Annotated in this window: 16 protein-coding genes; 11 read left to right on the plus strand and 5 right to left on the minus strand. The window is 44.4% G+C overall.

Annotation, left to right across the window (positions count from 1 at the left end; genetic code table 11):
* The first annotated feature begins 322 nt into the window (after positions 1-322).
* On the plus strand, positions 323-1,474 hold the full coding sequence (locus CXF58_RS13205; RefSeq protein ID WP_102077784.1) for an FUSC family protein: 1,152 nt from the start codon (positions 323-325) through the stop codon (positions 1,472-1,474).
* Positions 1,475-1,554: 80 nt separating this feature from the next.
* Here the strand turns inward: CXF58_RS13205 and aroE are convergent, their stop codons facing one another.
* Positions 1,555-2,406 carry a shikimate dehydrogenase gene (gene aroE, locus CXF58_RS13210; protein ID WP_102077785.1) on the minus strand — a complete coding sequence of 284 codons (852 nt, stop codon included), beginning with the start codon at positions 2,404-2,406 and terminating at the stop codon, positions 1,555-1,557.
* Between the two features lie 513 nt (positions 2,407-2,919).
* On the opposite strand from aroE, the gene CXF58_RS13215 reads away from it, so the two are divergent.
* Both CXF58_RS13215 and CXF58_RS13220 read left to right on the plus strand, forming a co-directional pair.
* On the plus strand, positions 2,920-3,609 hold the full coding sequence (locus CXF58_RS13215; protein WP_323807200.1) for a hypothetical protein: 690 nt from the start codon (positions 2,920-2,922) through the stop codon (positions 3,607-3,609).
* 15 nt (positions 3,610-3,624) lie between these two features.
* Entirely contained in the window at positions 3,625-4,569 is a 945-nt protein-coding gene (locus tag CXF58_RS13220) for an aminotransferase class IV (protein ID WP_102077787.1), read from the plus strand.
* Here CXF58_RS13220 and CXF58_RS13225 read toward each other — a convergent pair.
* A complete protein-coding gene (locus CXF58_RS13225) occupies positions 4,566-4,763 on the minus strand; it encodes a DpnD/PcfM family protein (RefSeq protein ID WP_102077788.1) in 198 nt (65 codons plus the stop codon). The genes CXF58_RS13220 and CXF58_RS13225 overlap by 4 nt on opposite strands.
* 126 nt (positions 4,764-4,889) lie before the next feature.
* On the minus strand, positions 4,890-5,654 hold the full coding sequence (locus CXF58_RS13230) for a DpnI domain-containing protein (RefSeq protein WP_102077789.1): 765 nt from the start codon (positions 5,652-5,654) through the stop codon (positions 4,890-4,892).
* 169 nt (positions 5,655-5,823) lie between these two features.
* On the opposite strand from CXF58_RS13230, the gene mltG reads away from it, so the two are divergent.
* Both mltG and tmk read left to right on the plus strand, forming a co-directional pair.
* The gene (mltG, locus tag CXF58_RS13235) at positions 5,824-7,110 is read left to right on the plus strand and encodes an endolytic transglycosylase MltG (RefSeq protein ID WP_102077790.1); all 1,287 of its coding nucleotides are present in this window, start codon (positions 5,824-5,826) and stop codon (positions 7,108-7,110) included.
* A gap of 118 nt (positions 7,111-7,228) precedes the next feature.
* Entirely contained in the window at positions 7,229-7,960 is a 732-nt protein-coding gene (gene tmk / locus CXF58_RS13240) for a dTMP kinase (protein ID WP_102077791.1), read from the plus strand.
* 101 nt (positions 7,961-8,061) lie between these two features.
* Here tmk and CXF58_RS13245 read toward each other — a convergent pair whose 3' ends face one another.
* The gene (locus CXF58_RS13245; protein WP_102077792.1) at positions 8,062-10,362 is read right to left on the minus strand and encodes a cation:proton antiporter; all 2,301 of its coding nucleotides are present in this window, start codon (positions 10,360-10,362) and stop codon (positions 8,062-8,064) included.
* A gap of 793 nt (positions 10,363-11,155) precedes the next feature.
* Here CXF58_RS13245 and CXF58_RS13250 point away from each other — a divergent pair.
* The 4 genes from CXF58_RS13250 (at position 11,156) to purC (ending at position 15,339) form a co-directional block, all read left to right on the plus strand.
* The gene (locus tag CXF58_RS13250) at positions 11,156-12,610 is read left to right on the plus strand and encodes a Do family serine endopeptidase (protein ID WP_102077793.1); all 1,455 of its coding nucleotides are present in this window, start codon (positions 11,156-11,158) and stop codon (positions 12,608-12,610) included.
* Positions 12,611-13,117: 507 nt separating this feature from the next.
* Positions 13,118-14,023, plus strand: coding sequence for a 4-hydroxy-tetrahydrodipicolinate synthase (gene dapA, locus CXF58_RS13255; RefSeq protein ID WP_102077794.1), 906 nt, complete (start codon positions 13,118-13,120; stop codon positions 14,021-14,023).
* A 146-nt stretch (positions 14,024-14,169) separates the two neighbouring features.
* Positions 14,170-14,490, plus strand: a complete 321-nt coding sequence (locus tag CXF58_RS13260; protein ID WP_223808496.1) for a hypothetical protein — start codon at positions 14,170-14,172, stop codon at positions 14,488-14,490.
* 135 nt (positions 14,491-14,625) lie between these two features.
* Positions 14,626-15,339: a phosphoribosylaminoimidazolesuccinocarboxamide synthase gene (purC, locus tag CXF58_RS13265; protein WP_102077796.1), complete on the plus strand. Its 714-nt coding sequence runs from the start codon at positions 14,626-14,628 to the stop codon at positions 15,337-15,339.
* 112 nt (positions 15,340-15,451) lie between these two features.
* On the opposite strand, the gene CXF58_RS13270 is transcribed toward purC, so the two are convergent.
* Complete coding sequence (locus CXF58_RS13270; protein ID WP_180952594.1) at positions 15,452-16,048, minus strand: hypothetical protein; 597 nt, start codon at positions 16,046-16,048, stop codon at positions 15,452-15,454.
* 223 nt (positions 16,049-16,271) lie between these two features.
* On the opposite strand from CXF58_RS13270, the gene CXF58_RS13275 reads away from it, so the two are divergent.
* Together CXF58_RS13275 and CXF58_RS13280 are read left to right on the plus strand one after the other, a co-directional pair.
* Positions 16,272-16,919 carry a DNA-3-methyladenine glycosylase gene (locus tag CXF58_RS13275; protein ID WP_102077797.1) on the plus strand — a complete coding sequence of 216 codons (648 nt, stop codon included), beginning with the start codon at positions 16,272-16,274 and terminating at the stop codon, positions 16,917-16,919.
* 50 nt (positions 16,920-16,969) lie between these two features.
* Positions 16,970-17,281, plus strand: coding sequence for a YqfO family protein (locus tag CXF58_RS13280; RefSeq protein WP_102077798.1), 312 nt, complete (start codon positions 16,970-16,972; stop codon positions 17,279-17,281).
* The last annotated feature ends 10 nt before the right edge of the window (positions 17,282-17,291 follow it).

A 17,291-nucleotide genomic window follows, 5' to 3' on the forward strand; every position in this document is an offset into this window, starting at 1 on the left:
CAGCTTGTCCATTTTGATAACCGTTAAGGCATCCTTGATAAAAAACAGCTGTCGTAGCATTGAGGTCAGTATAAATCTTCTATAGCCACAAATATACAACCGATAACTAATATTCATAATAAAATAAAAAATATAAAAATTTAAGTTATAAATAAAAATAGGGTGTTTATTTATAAATAGGCATCAATAAGGCCAGTTTTATAAACAACCATAGTTTTAGTACAGGTTGCACCGTAAGTTTCAGTATAGACAGCGGGATAGACGCAAAACAACCGCTAAGTGTATGAGTTACGTGCCCAAACAGAATAAAGGAACACAATTTATGAGCGCACCAAAGCGCAATTTAGCATACCAAACACAGCACAAAACGACGCCCGTATTTTGGCTAATGGCAGTAGTTGCGCGGTTAAAAAAACTTATCGATGGTGAGCTTAACCATTTATTAACCGTCAACCGTAGCAAACGACCGTGGCACATGCCGATTATCGCTGCAATTACCATTAGTTTTCCGGTGTTTGTTGGGGCGTATTTTGATGCTCTGCCGTCTGGTATTAAAGCGTCACTAGGGGCGATGGTTATTTTAAATACCCCGTTAGCAGGTAAGCTGCCGTTTCGTTTGGTGACAGTGATGGCATGGGGGTTTGCGATGTCGCTGTGTTTTGCCCTTGGTCTGATAGCGCAGCAAATCCCGCCCTTAAAATTGCCGATATTTACCTTGATGGCGTTTGGTATTGTAATTTTTGGGCGCTATTATCGCCAGCCGCCGCCCGCAGGTTTGTTTGTGATGATGGCGGGGGCGATTGCGCTATTTATCCCCCTGCCTTTAGAAGATGTCATGCCAGCCACGGGCTTGGTGATGCTCGGTAGTGGTTTTGCTTTGGTGATGGCGCTGCTGTATTCGTTGTTTTTATTGGCGACGCGCCCAACGACACCGACGCCGACCTATAGCTATGAGCCCGATACCATCACCGAAAGTCTGATTGTCGCCGGTTTTGTCAGTCTATCTTTAGTCATCGCGCTGAGCTTAAATTTATCAAATCCCTATTGGGCAGCGGTCAGCTGTTTTTTGATTATCCAAGGTATTCATTTGCGTACCATGTGGATTAAGCAAATCCATCGTTTGCTTGGCACCATGGTTGGCGTTGGGCTGGCGGGATGGATGCTAGCGTGGGGTTTGCCGATATGGGGCGTGGCGCTGGCGATATTAGGCTTAATGCTGTGTATCGAAACCTTGGTCGACCGCCATTATGGCTTGGCGGTGATATTTATCACACCGCTGACGATATTCATCGCCGAATACGGTAGTGGGTTGCCATTTACTGAGCAAGCTTATCAAGAGGTCATTTTAGCGCGTTTGTTTGATACCATGATTGGTTGTGTGGTGGGGCTAAGCGGTGGGGTGGTGATGCATTCGACCAATTTACGCGTGCCGCTGCGCCGGATGGAGAATTGGCTGTTGGCACGTTTTGGTTAACTTTATTAGCAAATAAAAAGCCGTATGCTCACATTAATACGGCTTTTTTAGTCGCGGTTTAAGGTATTCATTCAATGTACTTATAAACTGTCGATGATTTGCGCAACATCGACCTTATGTCCTGTCCAACGCTCAAAACTTAACGCTGCCTGCCCGATAAGCATGCCGTAACCGTCTGATGTTTCTGCCCCGTGCTTGGCAAAGTGCTGTAAAAATGGCAGCGCGCGTCCATACATCATATCGTAAGCATAATGGCCGTCTAGCTGGTCGCTAAGCGGCAGCGTATCGCCCGTTAGCCCAATCGAGGTAGCATTGATAATGATATCAAACTCACCGCTTAGCGTTTCAGTGCTACAGGCTTTAATCTGCTGCTGAGCAATTGTCTCACTTGCAGCGCTTAGCTCAGTAACCAAATTTATCGCTTTATTTAATGTACGATTGGCAAGGGTGAGCTTACTGATACCCACTTCAATCAATGGCAATATCACCCCGCGCGCCGCGCCGCCTGCGCCGATAATCGCCACGCGCGCGCCCTTTAGCGGCCAATCTAAACTTGTTATATGATTGACCAAACCTTGCCCATCGGTATTATCACCATATATCGCCTCAGCTATCGGCGTGCCATTTTTTAACAACGTTTTATTGATGAACAAAGTATTGACAGCGCCTGCAACCTTAGCGTGTTCAGACAAGCCGCCACGCGCCGCGCAGCACTGATAAGCTACTTGCTTAAAGGGCACAGTCACATTAGCACCAACGCCGCCGCCCTGAAAAAATGCCTCAATCACCGCAGTAAAGCTGGCTACATCATCAGGGCAATACTGGCGCTGATAGCTAATCTCTAAGCCTGTCTGCACAGCGAACTGCGTATGGATTTCAGGGGATTTGCTGTGGGCAATCGGATTGCCTATAACGATAAAATGCTGGGTCATAAAGGGTCCGCTGCTTGTAAAGGGTGAAATATAGGCAAAATCAACAGGTGAGAAGTTATCAATAAAAAAGTGGCCGTTTAATTATCTTATGCAATGTCATTTAATAATTGCTACTTATCATAGGGGATAACGTTAACTTTCACAAACCTATACTAAACCAACTAAGCTAAGCCAATTATGCTAAGCCAATAAAAGGGCAAAAACTGAGCGAATAATTGGCCAGACAGATCACGCCTTTATCTCGTGAGGTCTTTAACAAATCTGTACTCTGCCGGAGCGGTAAGTGTAAGGTAAAAGCTAGTCAAGTGTTAAGCAGTTGGGTAAACTAGGAAGCATGAAGATTTTAGTCGGCCTTGCATTTTACGATGATTAAAAGGCAGTATTTAACAATTTGACTGCTACCAAAGCCTATAACCAATAAATTATATAACTATAAAAGTTTAACAGACATTTTTCGTTATCAGCGGCAGCAAACCCCGCTCGTTAATATCGTTTTTGGATCCCTTTAAAAGTGTGAGTACATTGCCCATGTGGAATAAAAGCCTACAGACCTTGATGGTCAGTACGATAATGGCAGTTGGCGTGTCTTTGAGCGCCTGTAATAGCAATACAGAGAGTGATACTGCGGCCAAAGAAGCAGGCGCTGATAATAGCGAGCAGACCGCCGCTGAGACCTCCAAGGCAGAAAACCCCAATGCCAACGCTGATCTTGATGGTGCAACAGCTGCGCAAGGGACGCCAGTAAAATACGATATCGCCTCGTGGGGCACTGCCAAAGTAACCTCCTTAAGTATCGATGAGCTTAAAAAGATACAATCAGCCTTTGGTAAGGTGGTCAGCACCGACGAAAATAGCTTGGACTATGCCAGTAATCCGGCGTCCAAATATCGCTTTATGCAGGATGATGCGCCGTATTTGGACCTGATTGATTCTGAAAAATACCTCGAGCTTGGCTGGTATTTTGCCAATCCAACCGACTCTGATAAAGAAAAAGAAATCAGTCAAAACCATGCCAAAAAAGCTTATCAGCTGGCGCGTCAATTAATGGGCGATGAAGGCGGCAAGCTGGTCGCTGATATGCTCGGCGGTCAAATCGCCAAAAATAAAACCATCGGCGGTCAAAAAGTAGAGCTGGCAAAATGCGAGTTTTATAGCTGTATGCTGGTGATTAATAAATCCGCTGCTCAAACCGCTGATAAATAAGCGGGGCTGGCCTGAATGTCGCCCAGTAGCTGGATATGTTTGCAACCATCAAATGCTACACAAACCACGTTGTCGTTAGACAATCGCGGGCTGGCATACGGTGATGGTTTTTTTACCACTATGGGCGTCATCGATGGGCAGATACTGTGGTTAGACTATCATCAGCAGCGCCTTACCTCGCATGCCACAGCCTTGCATCTACAGTTGGACAGCCAGTTGCTATTAGCCATGTTAAAAACACATGCCAAGCAATTACAGCAAGGTATGCTAAAACTTATCGCCACGCGCGCCGAGCAAGAAGTCCGTGGCTATGGCTATACGCCAAATATTGGCGGCAGTGCGTGTGAGATTTGGCTTAAATCCTCACCAATGGCCATTACTACCGCACAATCGCTGCCACTCGCTAATAATCAATTTATCCCGCTACAACCTGCCGCGAGCGCCATTTGCTTATCCTCTCAAATTGCTTGTTTGCCGCCAATGCTTGCTGGACTAAAAAGCTTAAATCGTCTGGATAATGTACTGGCAAGTGGCGAGCTGAACGCTATCAAAGCTAAGACATGGCAAGACAATATAAAGCCAAGCATCGCCGAAGGTCTACTACGCGATATGAGCGGACGCTGGGTTGAGGGCACGATGAGTAATGTGTGTTATCAATTAGTAGAAGCGCCAGCCGCAAAATCGTCCAATTCTCCACACTCTCAAAACAACAGCAATTATTTATCCCAAGGTCAATGGTATACGCCATCGATGGCGCAATCGGGCGTTGCTGGCGTGATGCGGCAAGTGATTATCGATACATTATCGACTAGTGAAAATCCCGTTATCATCAGGTCGTTACAAGATGAGGATTTGCCCCATTTAAGCCAGCTATTCTTTTGCAATGCGCTACGCGGTATTATACCCATGAGTAGTCTGAGGTTACTATCGGGTGAAGTGGTGAGTTTTGAAGCGATTTAACCGTATTTAAAAATATTAAATTTGGTGTCAATTAAGTTATCAGGGTATAAAACAACGTCTTCATTGCGATACAGTTCTTGCGCTTTTAATAGTGCTTCTTGCTCGTTCTCTGCGCTAATTTCTATGATGTTACTTAGCATCTCGACAACCTCTATCTGAAAGGTTTTCTCTACTGTCTTATCACTTTTTATCATCACTATTCTCAACACATACTTATCAAAATTTCTTTAGGATTTATATCCGATAGCTTAACAAAGGCGCTTAAAAATAAGTGATCATCTTTTGTTAAGTGTGTAAAAGCTAAAGTATAATAAAAGCGCTTAATATAATTTGCGATAGTGACCACGACCGGTAAATTCAATAATGCCTTTATCGCGTAACACTTGTAATTGCTGACGGATTTTATCTCTAATATGGTTGTTTTCAGGGTGTTTGAGTTTGAATAAGTCAGCAAACGCATAAACCTGATTGAGAGAGAAATTAGTATCTAGGCTATCGATGCACTGCCAAACATCCAACGTCCAACCACGGGTCTGCTGTGATTGCTGACGCAAAAATAAGGTCTTTTGAAATTGCTCGGTAACATTGTCGCGTGGTATGACTTGCTGGTCTTTTACCAAAAACACTTTCCCTGATTCAGGCACTTTACGCAAATCAATATTGCAGCCGACCCAACCAGCACGTTTGGCAGTGATGGATAACGGCTTGCGTTTAATAATCATGTCCGGTTTAAAGAATTGCTTGGGGATGATTAAAAAGTTATTCACCCTATATTCTGGCGAGTAGGTCAAAAAGAAAAAGCTGGGATTATCCTCGCTATTGATACGCTCAATCATAGTGGCATAAGCACCATCATTAATAAGGTGGCTCAGTTTTGCCTTTTTACTTTTTAGCTCATATTCCTCGCTACAATGTGCGCAATAAAAATCAGCGACGGGTTGGTTATTGGCAAATTCAACTAAGGGTTCGGCATTGCAACAGGGGCAATAACTTTGTTTTGCGACCCAATCTTCACTGAGCACACGAATTTTTTGCGATTCAGATGTATAGTTTTTGGCAAGACTTTGATTGAAATTAAGGTTCATAGCCGATTTTCTTATTAAAGGAAAAATTCAAAGTGATAAATAAGCAATATGAGTATTAAGCCATATAATTTACTCTAACCACCAAGTTAATCGATAAGCTAAGCAAATACCATTGAAAATCGCCCAGTTCAGTGCTAAATTCTAGCAAACTTCTGCCTCGCGAGTTGCCATGAGCAAGCAAACACCTGAAATACCACCTAAACGCCCTGATGAGTCGCCAAAAAATGACCATGACGACGCGCCGGAGCAGCCTGTCGAGACGACGGCGCTGGACAAAAAACCTATCATTGACGACGTTAGCGCAGAGGAAGTACCGGCGACGGATATCTCACTCATTAGCGGTGGCACTAAACCGCGCCACTATAAAGCTGATAATCCATCGTTTTTTATGCAGCGTGGTTATCAGGTATTATTGGTACTTGGACTGATTGCAGCGTTTTTTTTGGTGATGGTCTATCAGACGCTGTTTGGCCGTATTGAGCAGCCGCAGCAGATGGTGACGATTGAGTCGGGTCAGACGTATTATGGGCTATTGCCGCAGTGGCAGCAGCAAATACCGCTGTTTTCTGCCACGATTGCCAAGCTTTATATGAAAACGCAAATCGATGGCCCATTGCATGCCGGTATTTATCAATTACCAGAAAACCCTACCTTTGCTGAAGCCTTAGAAGTATTGGGGCAAGGGGTAAAAGCGGCGATGGTCAAGGTACAGATTATCGAAGGCAAAACCTCAAAAGATTTATATCAGGCGCTACGAGATAATAAAGGCATCAAAAAAGAAGTACTGACGGCGGATAGCACGAATGCCAGCATCGCGCAGGCACTAGATTTGGTTGGCATTTTGCCAGATTCGGTGGTCAATAGTAATGATGCTATCGTCAATCACAATCTTGAAGGCTGGTTTGCGCCTGATACGTATTATTATGGCGAAGGCAGCACCGATAAGCAGGTATTGACCGATTTGTATAAGCGTCAGCAGCAAGCATTGACCAAAGCGTGGGAAAATCGCGACCCTGATCTGCCTTATGACAGTCCATATGAAGCGCTGGTAATGGCGTCGATTATCGAAAAAGAAACCAGCGTGGCAGAAGAGCGTCCTTTGGTCTCGGCGGTATTTAGCAATCGTTTGAATAAAAATATGCGCTTGCAAACCGATCCGACCATTATTTATGGGATGGGCAGCCGTTATGAAGGCAATATTCGCCGTCAAGACATCGATGAAAAGACGGCTTATAACACCTATCAAATCGATGGTTTGCCGCCAACGCCAATCGCGCTGCCATCTGCGGCCTCGATTGAAGCAACCTTGCATCCTGCCGATAGCGAAGCGTTATATTTTGTGGCGACCGGTAATGGCGGCCACAAATTTACCAATAGCTTAAATGAGCATAACCAAGCGGTCAAAGAATATCTCAGCGTCATGCGTCAGAAAAAAGCACAAAAACCACCGCCGTAATTTAATCCTTTATCTTTTCTAAAAACCTATCGTGTACTGAGCGTTATGTCTTTATATAGCTATTTATATAACTATCTATCTAACTGCATAACGTTCATCAATGACATAAGGTCATATCATGTCAGTATCCCTACCAGATAAATCAGTGCAAGAAAAATCAGCGCAAATAAATTCGCCTAAGCTTTCGATTAATCCAGCGTCTACTAATACAGCGTCCAATCAAGGGCGCTTTATCAGCTTTGAAGGGACCGAAGGCGTTGGCAAGACCACCGCTATTGAGCAGCTTTGCAACCAGCTACAAGCAAAAGGCATTGACTATCTGCGTACCCGTGAGCCGGGCGGTAGCCCGTTTGCTGAGCAGCTGCGTGCTGTTTTATTAGACCCGGATACCAAAATTAATGATGATACTGAGCTGCTACTCATGTTTGCGGCGCGCTGCGACCATCTACAGCAAGTGATTTTACCTGCACTGCAATGCGGTACGTGGGTAATATGTGACCGCTTTACCGATTCGACCGTTGCCTATCAAGGTTTTGGACGTGCCCATGGCGATAGTACTGTACGTGCTAAAATTGCTATGCTTATCGAGCAATTTGTCAAACAATTACCAGAGCTGACCTTGTGGCTAGATTTGCCAGTATTAGAAGGCATGGCGCGCGCCAATAAACGCAGCGCTGCTGACCGTTTTGAGCAGCAAGCGACGCAGTTTTTTACTCGAGTACATCAAGGTTTTAGTGTCCTTGCCAGCGAGCAGCCGGAGCGTATCCAGCGTATTGATGCGTCAGGCAGCGCCGAAGAAGTTAGCGAGCGTATTTGGCAAGCGGTGCAGGAAAAATTTGCGCTAAGCTAAGGTTTTTTAACGTTGTCATTTCTACCTTATATTGTCCAAAAAAAGCCCCAACTCAGCAGTTAGGGCTTTTACCGTTTATGGAAAATATTAAAAAGATAACTCTACTCTTTACCTATATCCATGCTGTCAACGTTATCAAGGCTGTCACCGCTAGAATCCGGCAAACGATTGGGGTCAAGCGTGCCTTTTTTAGTTTTTGGTGCGCTGCCATTACCGTTGGTACTGCTAGAGGTTTTGGTTTTCGAAGTTGCGGTCGAATTATCCGACATGACACCTTTATTTATAGCATTGGTAACCTTAGTAGAATTGTCTGCGCCAGTGGAGTCAGACTCTGCCGTTTGAATATTTACTTTTTCAGTAGTAGTGTTTGAAACCTCAGTTTTATTAGGCCTATCAGTAACGCTATCGGCTTGTTTGTCTTGTGCCTTTTCTGACTCAGCGACTTCTGCTACATTGGCTTCTTTAGCAGTGGTTGCTGCAGTCTCTGACGTAGTGGTGTCATCACTAGCATCGCTCAGCTCTATACCTTTACGCTTTTCAGGCGCTTTTGAGCTGGACTCAAAGCTGGCATCTGCCGCCGCGCGGGCCTGCTCTTGTTTTGCCGTCACATCGACCGCTTTTGGCTGCACTTCATCATCGACGACCAATGAAATCAGCTTACGATCACGCGGCACCACCCCATCGAAATTATCGGTAATCACGTGCAGTTTACCTTCTTTATCGACGGTATAAAGCGGCACGAATTGCTTATTATCGGCTTTATATTGCTCAAAGCTATAGCTGTCGGTAATGTTGGTGATTTTGATACGCGCTTTTTTCGACAGCATACTGGCAAGCTTGGCATAAGTCACATCTTTACCAAATAACCACTGCGAATGGAAGTTGCCCTGCTTATCATCGCGCTCGCTTTTGACCTTTTCATCACTGAATTTAAGGCGATAGATTTTACGCTCGCCAAACTCATGACGGTAATGAATCTCAGACAAGGTATTCATTTCCCTGTCGGTACTCATGGCAAACAGCCGCCCAATACCAATAAGGTCTAAATGATGGTCGGCATGGTCAGAGATGGGGTTGCCAAAGTAAGTACGCAGACCACTCATACGAGCTTTGGCGATATTGGTATAGTTATTATGGGCAACGATGACATCAAAACCTTGGTCTTTTAAAGATGTCGCCACCAATAACGCGATAGGGTTGGAGCCAACGACCAAGATACCATTGGTTTCAGGCTCGCGTACGCCCAAGAAATTACCAACCATTTTTGCGCCCAAGCCTTGAATCATCACCGTGCCAATAATGACAAGGAAAACCAAAGGTACAAGTAGCTCAACGCCTTGGATATCATATTCCTGCAAGCGAATGGCAAAAAGCGACGAGATTGCAGCGGCAACGATACCGCGAGGCCCAATCCAGCTAATCATCAGCTTTTCATTGGTTTTTAGATTGGAGCCGATAGACGAAGCCCATACCGATAAAGGACGCGCGACAAACATCACAATCGCGAGCAACACCAAGCCTGCAAAGCCAACACTCAGCAAACTGGCAAGCTCAACGCGAGCCGCAAGAATGATAAATAATACCGATACCAATAAAATGGTCAGCGATTCATTAAACTCTAAAATTGTCTCACGCGGGAATTTTGGCCAGTTAGCCAGCGCCACGCCAAGAACGGTGACGGTTAATAAGCCAGACTCGTGCTCTAAATGGTTGGAGATAGAAAACAGCAGCAGTACAAAAGCTAAGGTAAAGACATTGCGTAAAAACTCAGGAATCATATGGCGGCGCATTAAAAACGCCAATAACCACGCGCCCGCTAAGCCCATGGCCACTGCCAATACTACAATTTTGGCAAATAGTAAGATACTACTGGCTTCGCCGCCTGAGATGATATATTCATAGACCAAAACCACTGCAATCGCGCCGATAGGGTCGATGATGATACCTTCCCATTTCAAAATATTAGAAATGGTTTTATTCGGACGTACGCTACGCAGTAACGGCATAATGACCGTGGGGCCAGTCACACAAACCAGCGCGCCAAATAGCAAAGCAATCAAAGGGTCGACATCGAACAACAGGTAAGTCGATAGCGCCACAATGACAATGGTAATAAGCACACCGACCGACACCAGCATCTGTACCACAGAGCCGTGCTGCTTAATCTCATCGAACTCTAAAGTCAGCGAGCCTTCAAATAAAATAATCGCCACGCCCAATGAGATAAAGGGGAACATCAGCTCACCAAGTACCAAGTCTGGGTCAAAAGCGCCCAATATCGGGCCAACAATAATACCAATCAGTAATAAAAACAAAATGGACGGTTGCTTTAAATACCAAGCCAACCATTGGGCGGCAATACCGAGCCCAACCACGCCGGATAACAATAAGGCGGTATCCATAAATTAATCCTTTTATAATCTTGTCATATTTTATATCTATTCAGGCGCACTACCAGCGCTGCTAGCGTAAGCCGCAGCAAACGTCGTCTAAATATAGTGTTGCAATATCAGACACCGCTGAGCGCTAAATCTAGCGCTTGTTAATAAAAGCATCAACCACACTATAAACAAAGCACAAGTAATCAAAGCACAAGTGAGGTTGGCTATCAGTACGATATCGTCGTAAAGACAAAAGCTTTTTAGATCCCTAAGCAGAATCTAAAAAGCAAAAGATGAAAAATAAGCTGATGATTGCCGATTTGCTAAAATAACGATCTACCAAAATTAACTTTTGTTTGTCATATAAATTATTGGGCTTGTTATCATAACATGGTTTTATTTGACGTATTCTAGAGCAATCTTTGCGCCACTTGATTCTTGGTTGAAAAAGCCTATTAAAAGTAGTATGTCTAGCATGTTAGCAATAAGGTTATCTTTATGATAGAAAAGATAAAGTTTTATACCATAAGTCGAAAATGGACGGTAAACTAACAAGCATTCTTCTTTGCAAGTTTGCATTTCCCAAAGTTTATGGTAAACGCAGATAGCAAAAGCAAGCGGTAAAATCTCTCAGCCAGCAATGCAAAGACCAATATAAAAATCAATTTTTAAATGTTAGCTTTAGAGGTTAGCGAATGAGTAAACTGAGCGATTATCAGCATAATATATAAATAAAACGCCAAAATTATTATTCATAACGGTCCTATTCAAACCGTTTATAACAATTATAAAGACCCATTATATGGAGGGTAACATGCCTAAAAATATGTCTAAAACGTCGAATACAGCCAATTTAAGCCGTTGGTTACAGCAGAGCGCGTTGGCCATAGCGGTAGCCACTACTATGGCGGCAGGTATCAACATCGCGACCGTGCCAACTGCCCAAGCGGCCGTTACCACCGCAGATTTTTCGGGCTTGGTACAGCAAGTCACGCCAGCGGTTGCGCGGGTAAACGTCACCAAAACTGTCAGTGAGGCGGAGCTTGCTAAAGCCCAAACCGCTGAGCTATTACGTAAGTTCTTTGGTGATCGCTTACATATTCCTGACCAAGCAGCGACGCCCGCGATTGAACATGCCTATGGCACCGCATTTTTTGTCACCCGTGATGGTTATATGCTAACCAATCATCATGTAGTGGCAGGTGCGGACAAAATTACTGTGACGCTCAATGATAGAAGCGAGCTTGATGCCAAATTGGTGGGCAGTGATGAGCGCTCAGATGTGGCGGTGCTCAAGGTGACGGGGCGTCAATTCCCCGCCTTGCCAATCGGCGATTCTAACGCGCTAAAAGTAGGGGAGCCGGTATTGGCGATTGGCTCGCCCTTTGGTTTTGATTATTCAGCATCAGCGGGTATTGTGAGCGCCAAATCGCGTAATTTTTCCCGTGAAACCAGTGTACCCTTTATCCAAACTGATGTGGCATTGAACCCGGGTAACTCTGGCGGCCCACTATTTAATCAGCGCGGTGAAGTAATTGGTATCAACTCGCGTATTTTTAGTGGCACGGGCGGCTATATGGGTTTGTCATTCTCTATCCCGATTGATGCGGCGATGGATATTTATGAGCAGTTAAAAGATAACGGTGAAGTTGCGCGCGCTTATCTGGGTATTTTTCCGCAAGATATCGACCGGAATTTAGCCGAAGCTTATAATTTAGCGCGTCCGCAAGGGGCACTATTGACGCGCGTTTCACCAGACTCACCGGCGCAAAAAGCGGGGCTAAAGCCAGGCGATATTATTTTAAAATACAATGATGTTCTAATTATGGAAGCTTCCGATTTATTAAACCTGATTAATCGGGCGCGGCCTGACGATATATTTCGCGTTCAGATTCAGCGTGACGGTAAACAGGCTATCGTAACAGGTAAGCTTAGTAATGCTTCCAATGCTATGCAATCACAAACCGGCGCACAGCAGGCCAACGGCATCAGCTTGGGACTGGCGCTGCGCAATTTAACGCCGGAGGAGCAAATAGAGCTGGCTGCTGATAATAAGACCGGCGTGTTGGTCACCGCTATTGAGCCGACGGGACTCGCGGCACGCTCGGGCATACTGGCAGGCGACGTCATCACCAATTTGCACCAAAAACCGATTAAAACGGTCAATGATTTTTCTAGCGCCGTGGGGTCATTACCCGAAAAAGGGGTGGTGACGATTGAGATAGTCCGGCAAGGAATTCCAGGTATCATTGGTTTACGCATTGAATAGTAAAGGATAGCGTGATTAGCAGCGTTATGAATCGGCTGTCTTTATTTACAGCAATGCATATCGTCCGACCATTGCTATGTTGACGATTCGTTAAAATACCTAAAAAGGTTTTATCGCTGCTAACTAGTTACGCTACACTAAGCAGTTACGTTACACTAACTATTTAGTTTTCAGGCTTATTTTTTAAGCCAAATAACATCGCGCTTAGCATTATGATAGATTGCTAATTTTTTGCTTTATAGAAGTGTTAAGCATGAATTGTTTGATAGCGATGAAAGCAAAATATGCTACACTAGCAGGCGTTTTTATGGCTTGCAGTCAATCAAGTGGCGGCAGTTAAATAGCGTTAATCACGTTAGCATAATAAATACACAGTATGAACATCACGCAAGGTATTGTCCTGACGTTATTTTATCAAACGTTCAGCTCCATAGAGCAGATAGGGACACTTGCAAACGACTTATCATGTGATAGCTTTAATAAAAGCTAGGATATACAGGCACGGTTATGAGCACAGCATACGACGATATTAAAACCCGACTACAAGGCTCAATGGTAGCCTTGGTAACGCCCATGCATCCTGACGGCACGGTCGATTATAAACGTCTGGCAGACCTCATAGATTGGCAGATTGAGCAAGGTACACATTGCTTAGTCGCTGTCGGTACCACTGGCGAATCCGCCACTTTATCCATGCAAGAGCACAGCGATGTGATTCGCTACTTTGTTCAGCATGTCAAAGGTCGCGTACCTGTGATTGCAGGCACTGGCGCCAACAATACCATGGAAGCCATTAAGTTGACCCAAGATGCCGCCGAAGCAGGTGCTGATTGTGCGTTATTGGTCGCCCCTTATTATAATAAGCCGCCACAAGAAGGCTTGTTTCAGCATTATAAGGCCATCGCTGAAGCGGTAAAAATCCCGCAAATGCTTTATAACGTACCGGGACGTACCGTTGTAGATATCGCCCAAGAAACCGTTGAACGCCTCGCTGATATTGACAATATCGTTGCTATTAAAGACGCCACAGGTTCGGCTGTCCGCGGTGAGCAACTGATTAGAGCCGTTGGCGACAGAATGGTGGTGCTATCTGGTGACGATAGTACAGCTCTTGAGCTGATGCAGTTTGGCGGTAAAGGCAATATTTCGGTGACGGCTAACGTTGCCCCAAAAGCCATGAGTGAGACTTTTAGCGCCGGCCTGCGTGGAGATTTTGATGCCGCTCATAAGGTTCATGACGTGGTCAAGCACTTACACCGTGATTTATTTATCGAATCAAGCCCTATTCCTGTTAAATATGCGCTGCATAAAATGGGCATGATAGATACCGGTATTCGTTTGCCGTTGGTATGGTTGGCTGAAAAGCACCATGCGACCATTGATGAAGCTTTAATCCGTGCAAACTTACTTTAGATTTTTATAAATTTAATAAACATACCGCTTATAGTGGCTCTATAGGCTTTGACTATTAAGTAAAAAATTTTAGACATGGTAAAACTATAAGCGCTTTGCCTACATACGCACTAAATAAGCAATAACTGCGAATTCAGAGAGATAATATGATGACAGTATCATCAAACCCTGCAAAAATATTCCCGATGCTAATGACCGTGGTTTTGGGTAGTACGTTAGTGTTGAGCGGCTGCCAAGCGACCAAAGGTCTGTTTGGTAAGCGTGATAATGGTAGCCTTGAGTATCAGCAAAGCAAAAAACTGGCGCCATTAGAATTGCCAGCGGCGCAAGAAACAGCGCCATTTGTGCCGTTATACCCAACGCCTAATGCCGGCGCTAATACCTTGAAACTAGAAAATGAGTCAGGTAAACAATATCAGCTGCCAAGACCTCAGCGTACGGTTGCTGCGACCCAAGCAGCAGAATAAACCCCTTTTTTATCCCTATCTATACCGCTGATCTTTTATTATGGTTAAGCAGGTTTGTTTTATACCTTAATACAAAGCGCTTGGCGGTCACTGCGCGTTTTTACCACATAAGCTTGAACGAACAGGAACTCCCTCATGCAAAAGCAACAACTGCTCTATAAAGGTAAAGCCAAGTCTGTTTATGAAACAGAAGACCATGATCTGCTGATTTTACACTTCCGCGACGATACCTCAGCGCTTGATGGTAAGCGTATCGAACAGCTGGCTCGTAAAGGTGTGGTGAATAACCGTTTTAACGCCTTTATCATGCAAAAACTGGCTGACGCTGGTATCGAAACCCATTTTGAAAAGCAGTTGTCAGACGATGAAGTGCTGGTCAAGCGTTTAGACATGATTCCGGTTGAATGCGTGGTGCGTAATTTTGCCGCGGGCAGTTTGGTACGTCGCCTAGGTTTGGAGGAAGGTCAAGCTTTGACGCCGCCTACCTATGAGCTGTTTTATAAAGACGATGCGCTTGGCGATCCGATGGTCAATGAGTCCATCTCTATCTCGCTTGATTGGGCAACTGAAGCTCAATTGGCGAAAATGAAAGAGTTAAGTCACCAAGTTAATGAAGTGCTAAAACAACTGTTTGATGCTGGCGATTTAATACTGGTAGATTTTAAACTTGAATTTGGCGTATTCCATGATCGTATCGTTCTAGGTGATGAGTTCTCGCCTGATGGCTGCCGTATCTGGGATAAAGCGACCAAGAAAAAGCTCGATAAAGACCGCTTCCGCCAATCATTGGGTGATGTGATTGAAGGCTATGAAGAAGTAGCAAAACGTATCGGTGTGCCGTTAAACTAGAAATATAAAATATTTAAAGAATAAAAAACTGAGCCTTGAGCTCAGTTTTTTTATGGGGATAAGCATTTTAAAAACGGTTATGTTAAAGATTGCTATGTTAAAAACTGCTATATTATTTATCTTTACGCGCTTCTTTGATTTTCTTCGCTGCCATCTCCATCGCATCGGCAGCTTTGTCCGCTAATGTGCCAACCACTTCTTTGGCTTTAGTGGTAGCAGTGTCTTTTAAAGAAGACTCTTTGTCGTCGCTAGATTTAGAGTCATCATCTTTATCCTTCTTGTCAGAATCGTCACCATTTTTACTGTCGTTTTTAGCGTCTGATTGTTCGTCTTTTTTGGTACCGCTATTGTTTTTATCAGACGATTTATCATTATCGCCATCTTTACTATCGTTCTTGTCCGACGTTTTATCATCTTTTCTGTCATTAGCATTGTCTTGATTAGATGACTTATCGTCTTTGCTGTCTTTACTCTGTGACTGACTATTTTGCTTGTCGTTTTTACTGTTATCGTCTGTCTTAGACTGACTATCTTTTGAGGCGTTATCTTTTGAGGCGTTGTCCTTTGAATCGTGATTTACGTTGTTTTGAGAAGCATTATTGTCGCTGTTGTCTTTCATCGCTGCTTTTTTATTCGTATCTTTTTCGCTAGCATTTTTATTGCTATCGTTATTGTGCTGCTTATCATTGTTAGTATTAGAGTTAGTCATTGTTATATCCTTTTGATTGTATTTTTTAGTGTTGGATGTTTTTAGTTTTTTAACTTTAAAATTGATTGGCGAGTTTTAAGCTTACTATTAGAATGAGTTAACTGTCTGTATAGCAACAGTTGCAATAGGTAATAAGGTCTAACGCTTAGCCGCCTTACGTAGTTTTTTATGCTAAATTTATATCGTTGATAGTTAAATGCTGTTATAAAAAAGGTCGCCCTTGATGTTATCGTCCAAATTACCTGATACTCAATCCACGGTTTTAGAACCTAGCTGGTTTGCTCGCCCGACTTGCGTAGTAGCGGCAGATTTAATTGGCAAAGTTTTATGTCGACAGCTAATCGATAGTGATGGTAAGCAAAAAACCCTACGGATGCGCATCTCAGAGACCGAAGCCTATATTGGCGAAGGTGATGCCGCTTGTCATGCCCATGCTGGCACGCGTACGCCGCGTACCGAGATTATGTATAGCGAAGGTGGGGTGTTCTATGTCTATCTGACTTATGGTATCCATCATATGCTCAATTTGGTGAGCGGACCAGCAGAGTCACCAGAAGCGGTATTAATACGCGCAGGGTTTTTGACAGACGATAGCGCGCGCTTAATCGACGAGCAACTCCTTAGCGCAGATGAACAGCTAACCCATCCCAAGCAATTTGCAGGCCCTGGCAAGCTGACCAAACGGCTGCAAATCGACCGCGAGTTATATGGTGCGCCTATCACGCCCGCGTCACGGCTGTGGGTCGAAGACGACGGCTGTCAGCCGCCAGTATCGCTGCGCCCACGTATTGGCATTGATTATGCGGGGGCGGCAAAAGATTGGTTACTGCGCTATATTTGGACCGACCATCCTTCGCTGTCCAAAAAATAACCAATCTATAGTTGTTAGTAATTTTTTAAAAAGCATGAAAGGGGTAAGCGATGTATAAATTGACAGTTTTTATTCCCAATGAAGCGCTAGAGCTAGTAAAAGCCGCCTTGTTTACGGCCGGTGCTGGCAAGATTGGTGATTATGAGCAGTGCTGCTGGCAAGTGAAAGGAACAGGGCAGTTTATGCCGTTAGCAGGTAGTCAGCCGCATATTGGCGCGCAGGATACACTTGAAACGGTCGAAGAATGGCGCGTGGAGATGGTGGTAGCCGACGCGTATATTAAACCGGTGATTGAAGCCCTAAAGCAGACGCATCCTTATGAAACGCCTGCCTATGATGTGATTGAGGTATTGGACTTTTAAGGTCGTAAAT

Origin of the sequence: Psychrobacter sp. Sarcosine-02u-2 (assembly GCF_002836335.1) — a bacterium.
Taxonomy (GTDB): domain Bacteria; phylum Pseudomonadota; class Gammaproteobacteria; order Pseudomonadales; family Moraxellaceae; genus Psychrobacter; species Psychrobacter faecalis.

Excerpts from the sequence above, each read along its gene's own strand:
- CXF58_RS13205 (WP_102077784.1), top strand. The coding sequence starts at position 323 with ATGAGCGCACCAAAGCGCAATTTAGCATACCAAACACAGCACAAAACG.
- aroE (WP_102077785.1), bottom strand. The coding sequence starts at position 2,406 with ATGACCCAGCATTTTATCGTTATAGGCAATCCGATTGCCCACAGCAAA.
- CXF58_RS13220 (WP_102077787.1), top strand. The coding sequence starts at position 3,625 with ATGTCGCCCAGTAGCTGGATATGTTTGCAACCATCAAATGCTACACAA.
- CXF58_RS13225 (WP_102077788.1), bottom strand. The coding sequence starts at position 4,763 with ATGATAAAAAGTGATAAGACAGTAGAGAAAACCTTTCAGATAGAGGTT.
- CXF58_RS13230 (WP_102077789.1), bottom strand. The coding sequence starts at position 5,654 with ATGAACCTTAATTTCAATCAAAGTCTTGCCAAAAACTATACATCTGAA.
- mltG (WP_102077790.1), top strand. The coding sequence starts at position 5,824 with ATGAGCAAGCAAACACCTGAAATACCACCTAAACGCCCTGATGAGTCG.
- tmk (WP_102077791.1), top strand. The coding sequence starts at position 7,229 with ATGTCAGTATCCCTACCAGATAAATCAGTGCAAGAAAAATCAGCGCAA.
- CXF58_RS13245 (WP_102077792.1), bottom strand. The coding sequence starts at position 10,362 with ATGGATACCGCCTTATTGTTATCCGGCGTGGTTGGGCTCGGTATTGCC.
- CXF58_RS13250 (WP_102077793.1), top strand. The coding sequence starts at position 11,156 with ATGCCTAAAAATATGTCTAAAACGTCGAATACAGCCAATTTAAGCCGT.
- dapA (WP_102077794.1), top strand. The coding sequence starts at position 13,118 with ATGAGCACAGCATACGACGATATTAAAACCCGACTACAAGGCTCAATG.
- CXF58_RS13260 (WP_223808496.1), top strand. The coding sequence starts at position 14,170 with ATGATGACAGTATCATCAAACCCTGCAAAAATATTCCCGATGCTAATG.
- purC (WP_102077796.1), top strand. The coding sequence starts at position 14,626 with ATGCAAAAGCAACAACTGCTCTATAAAGGTAAAGCCAAGTCTGTTTAT.
- CXF58_RS13270 (WP_180952594.1), bottom strand. The coding sequence starts at position 16,048 with ATGACTAACTCTAATACTAACAATGATAAGCAGCACAATAACGATAGC.
- CXF58_RS13275 (WP_102077797.1), top strand. The coding sequence starts at position 16,272 with ATGTTATCGTCCAAATTACCTGATACTCAATCCACGGTTTTAGAACCT.
- CXF58_RS13280 (WP_102077798.1), top strand. The coding sequence starts at position 16,970 with ATGTATAAATTGACAGTTTTTATTCCCAATGAAGCGCTAGAGCTAGTA.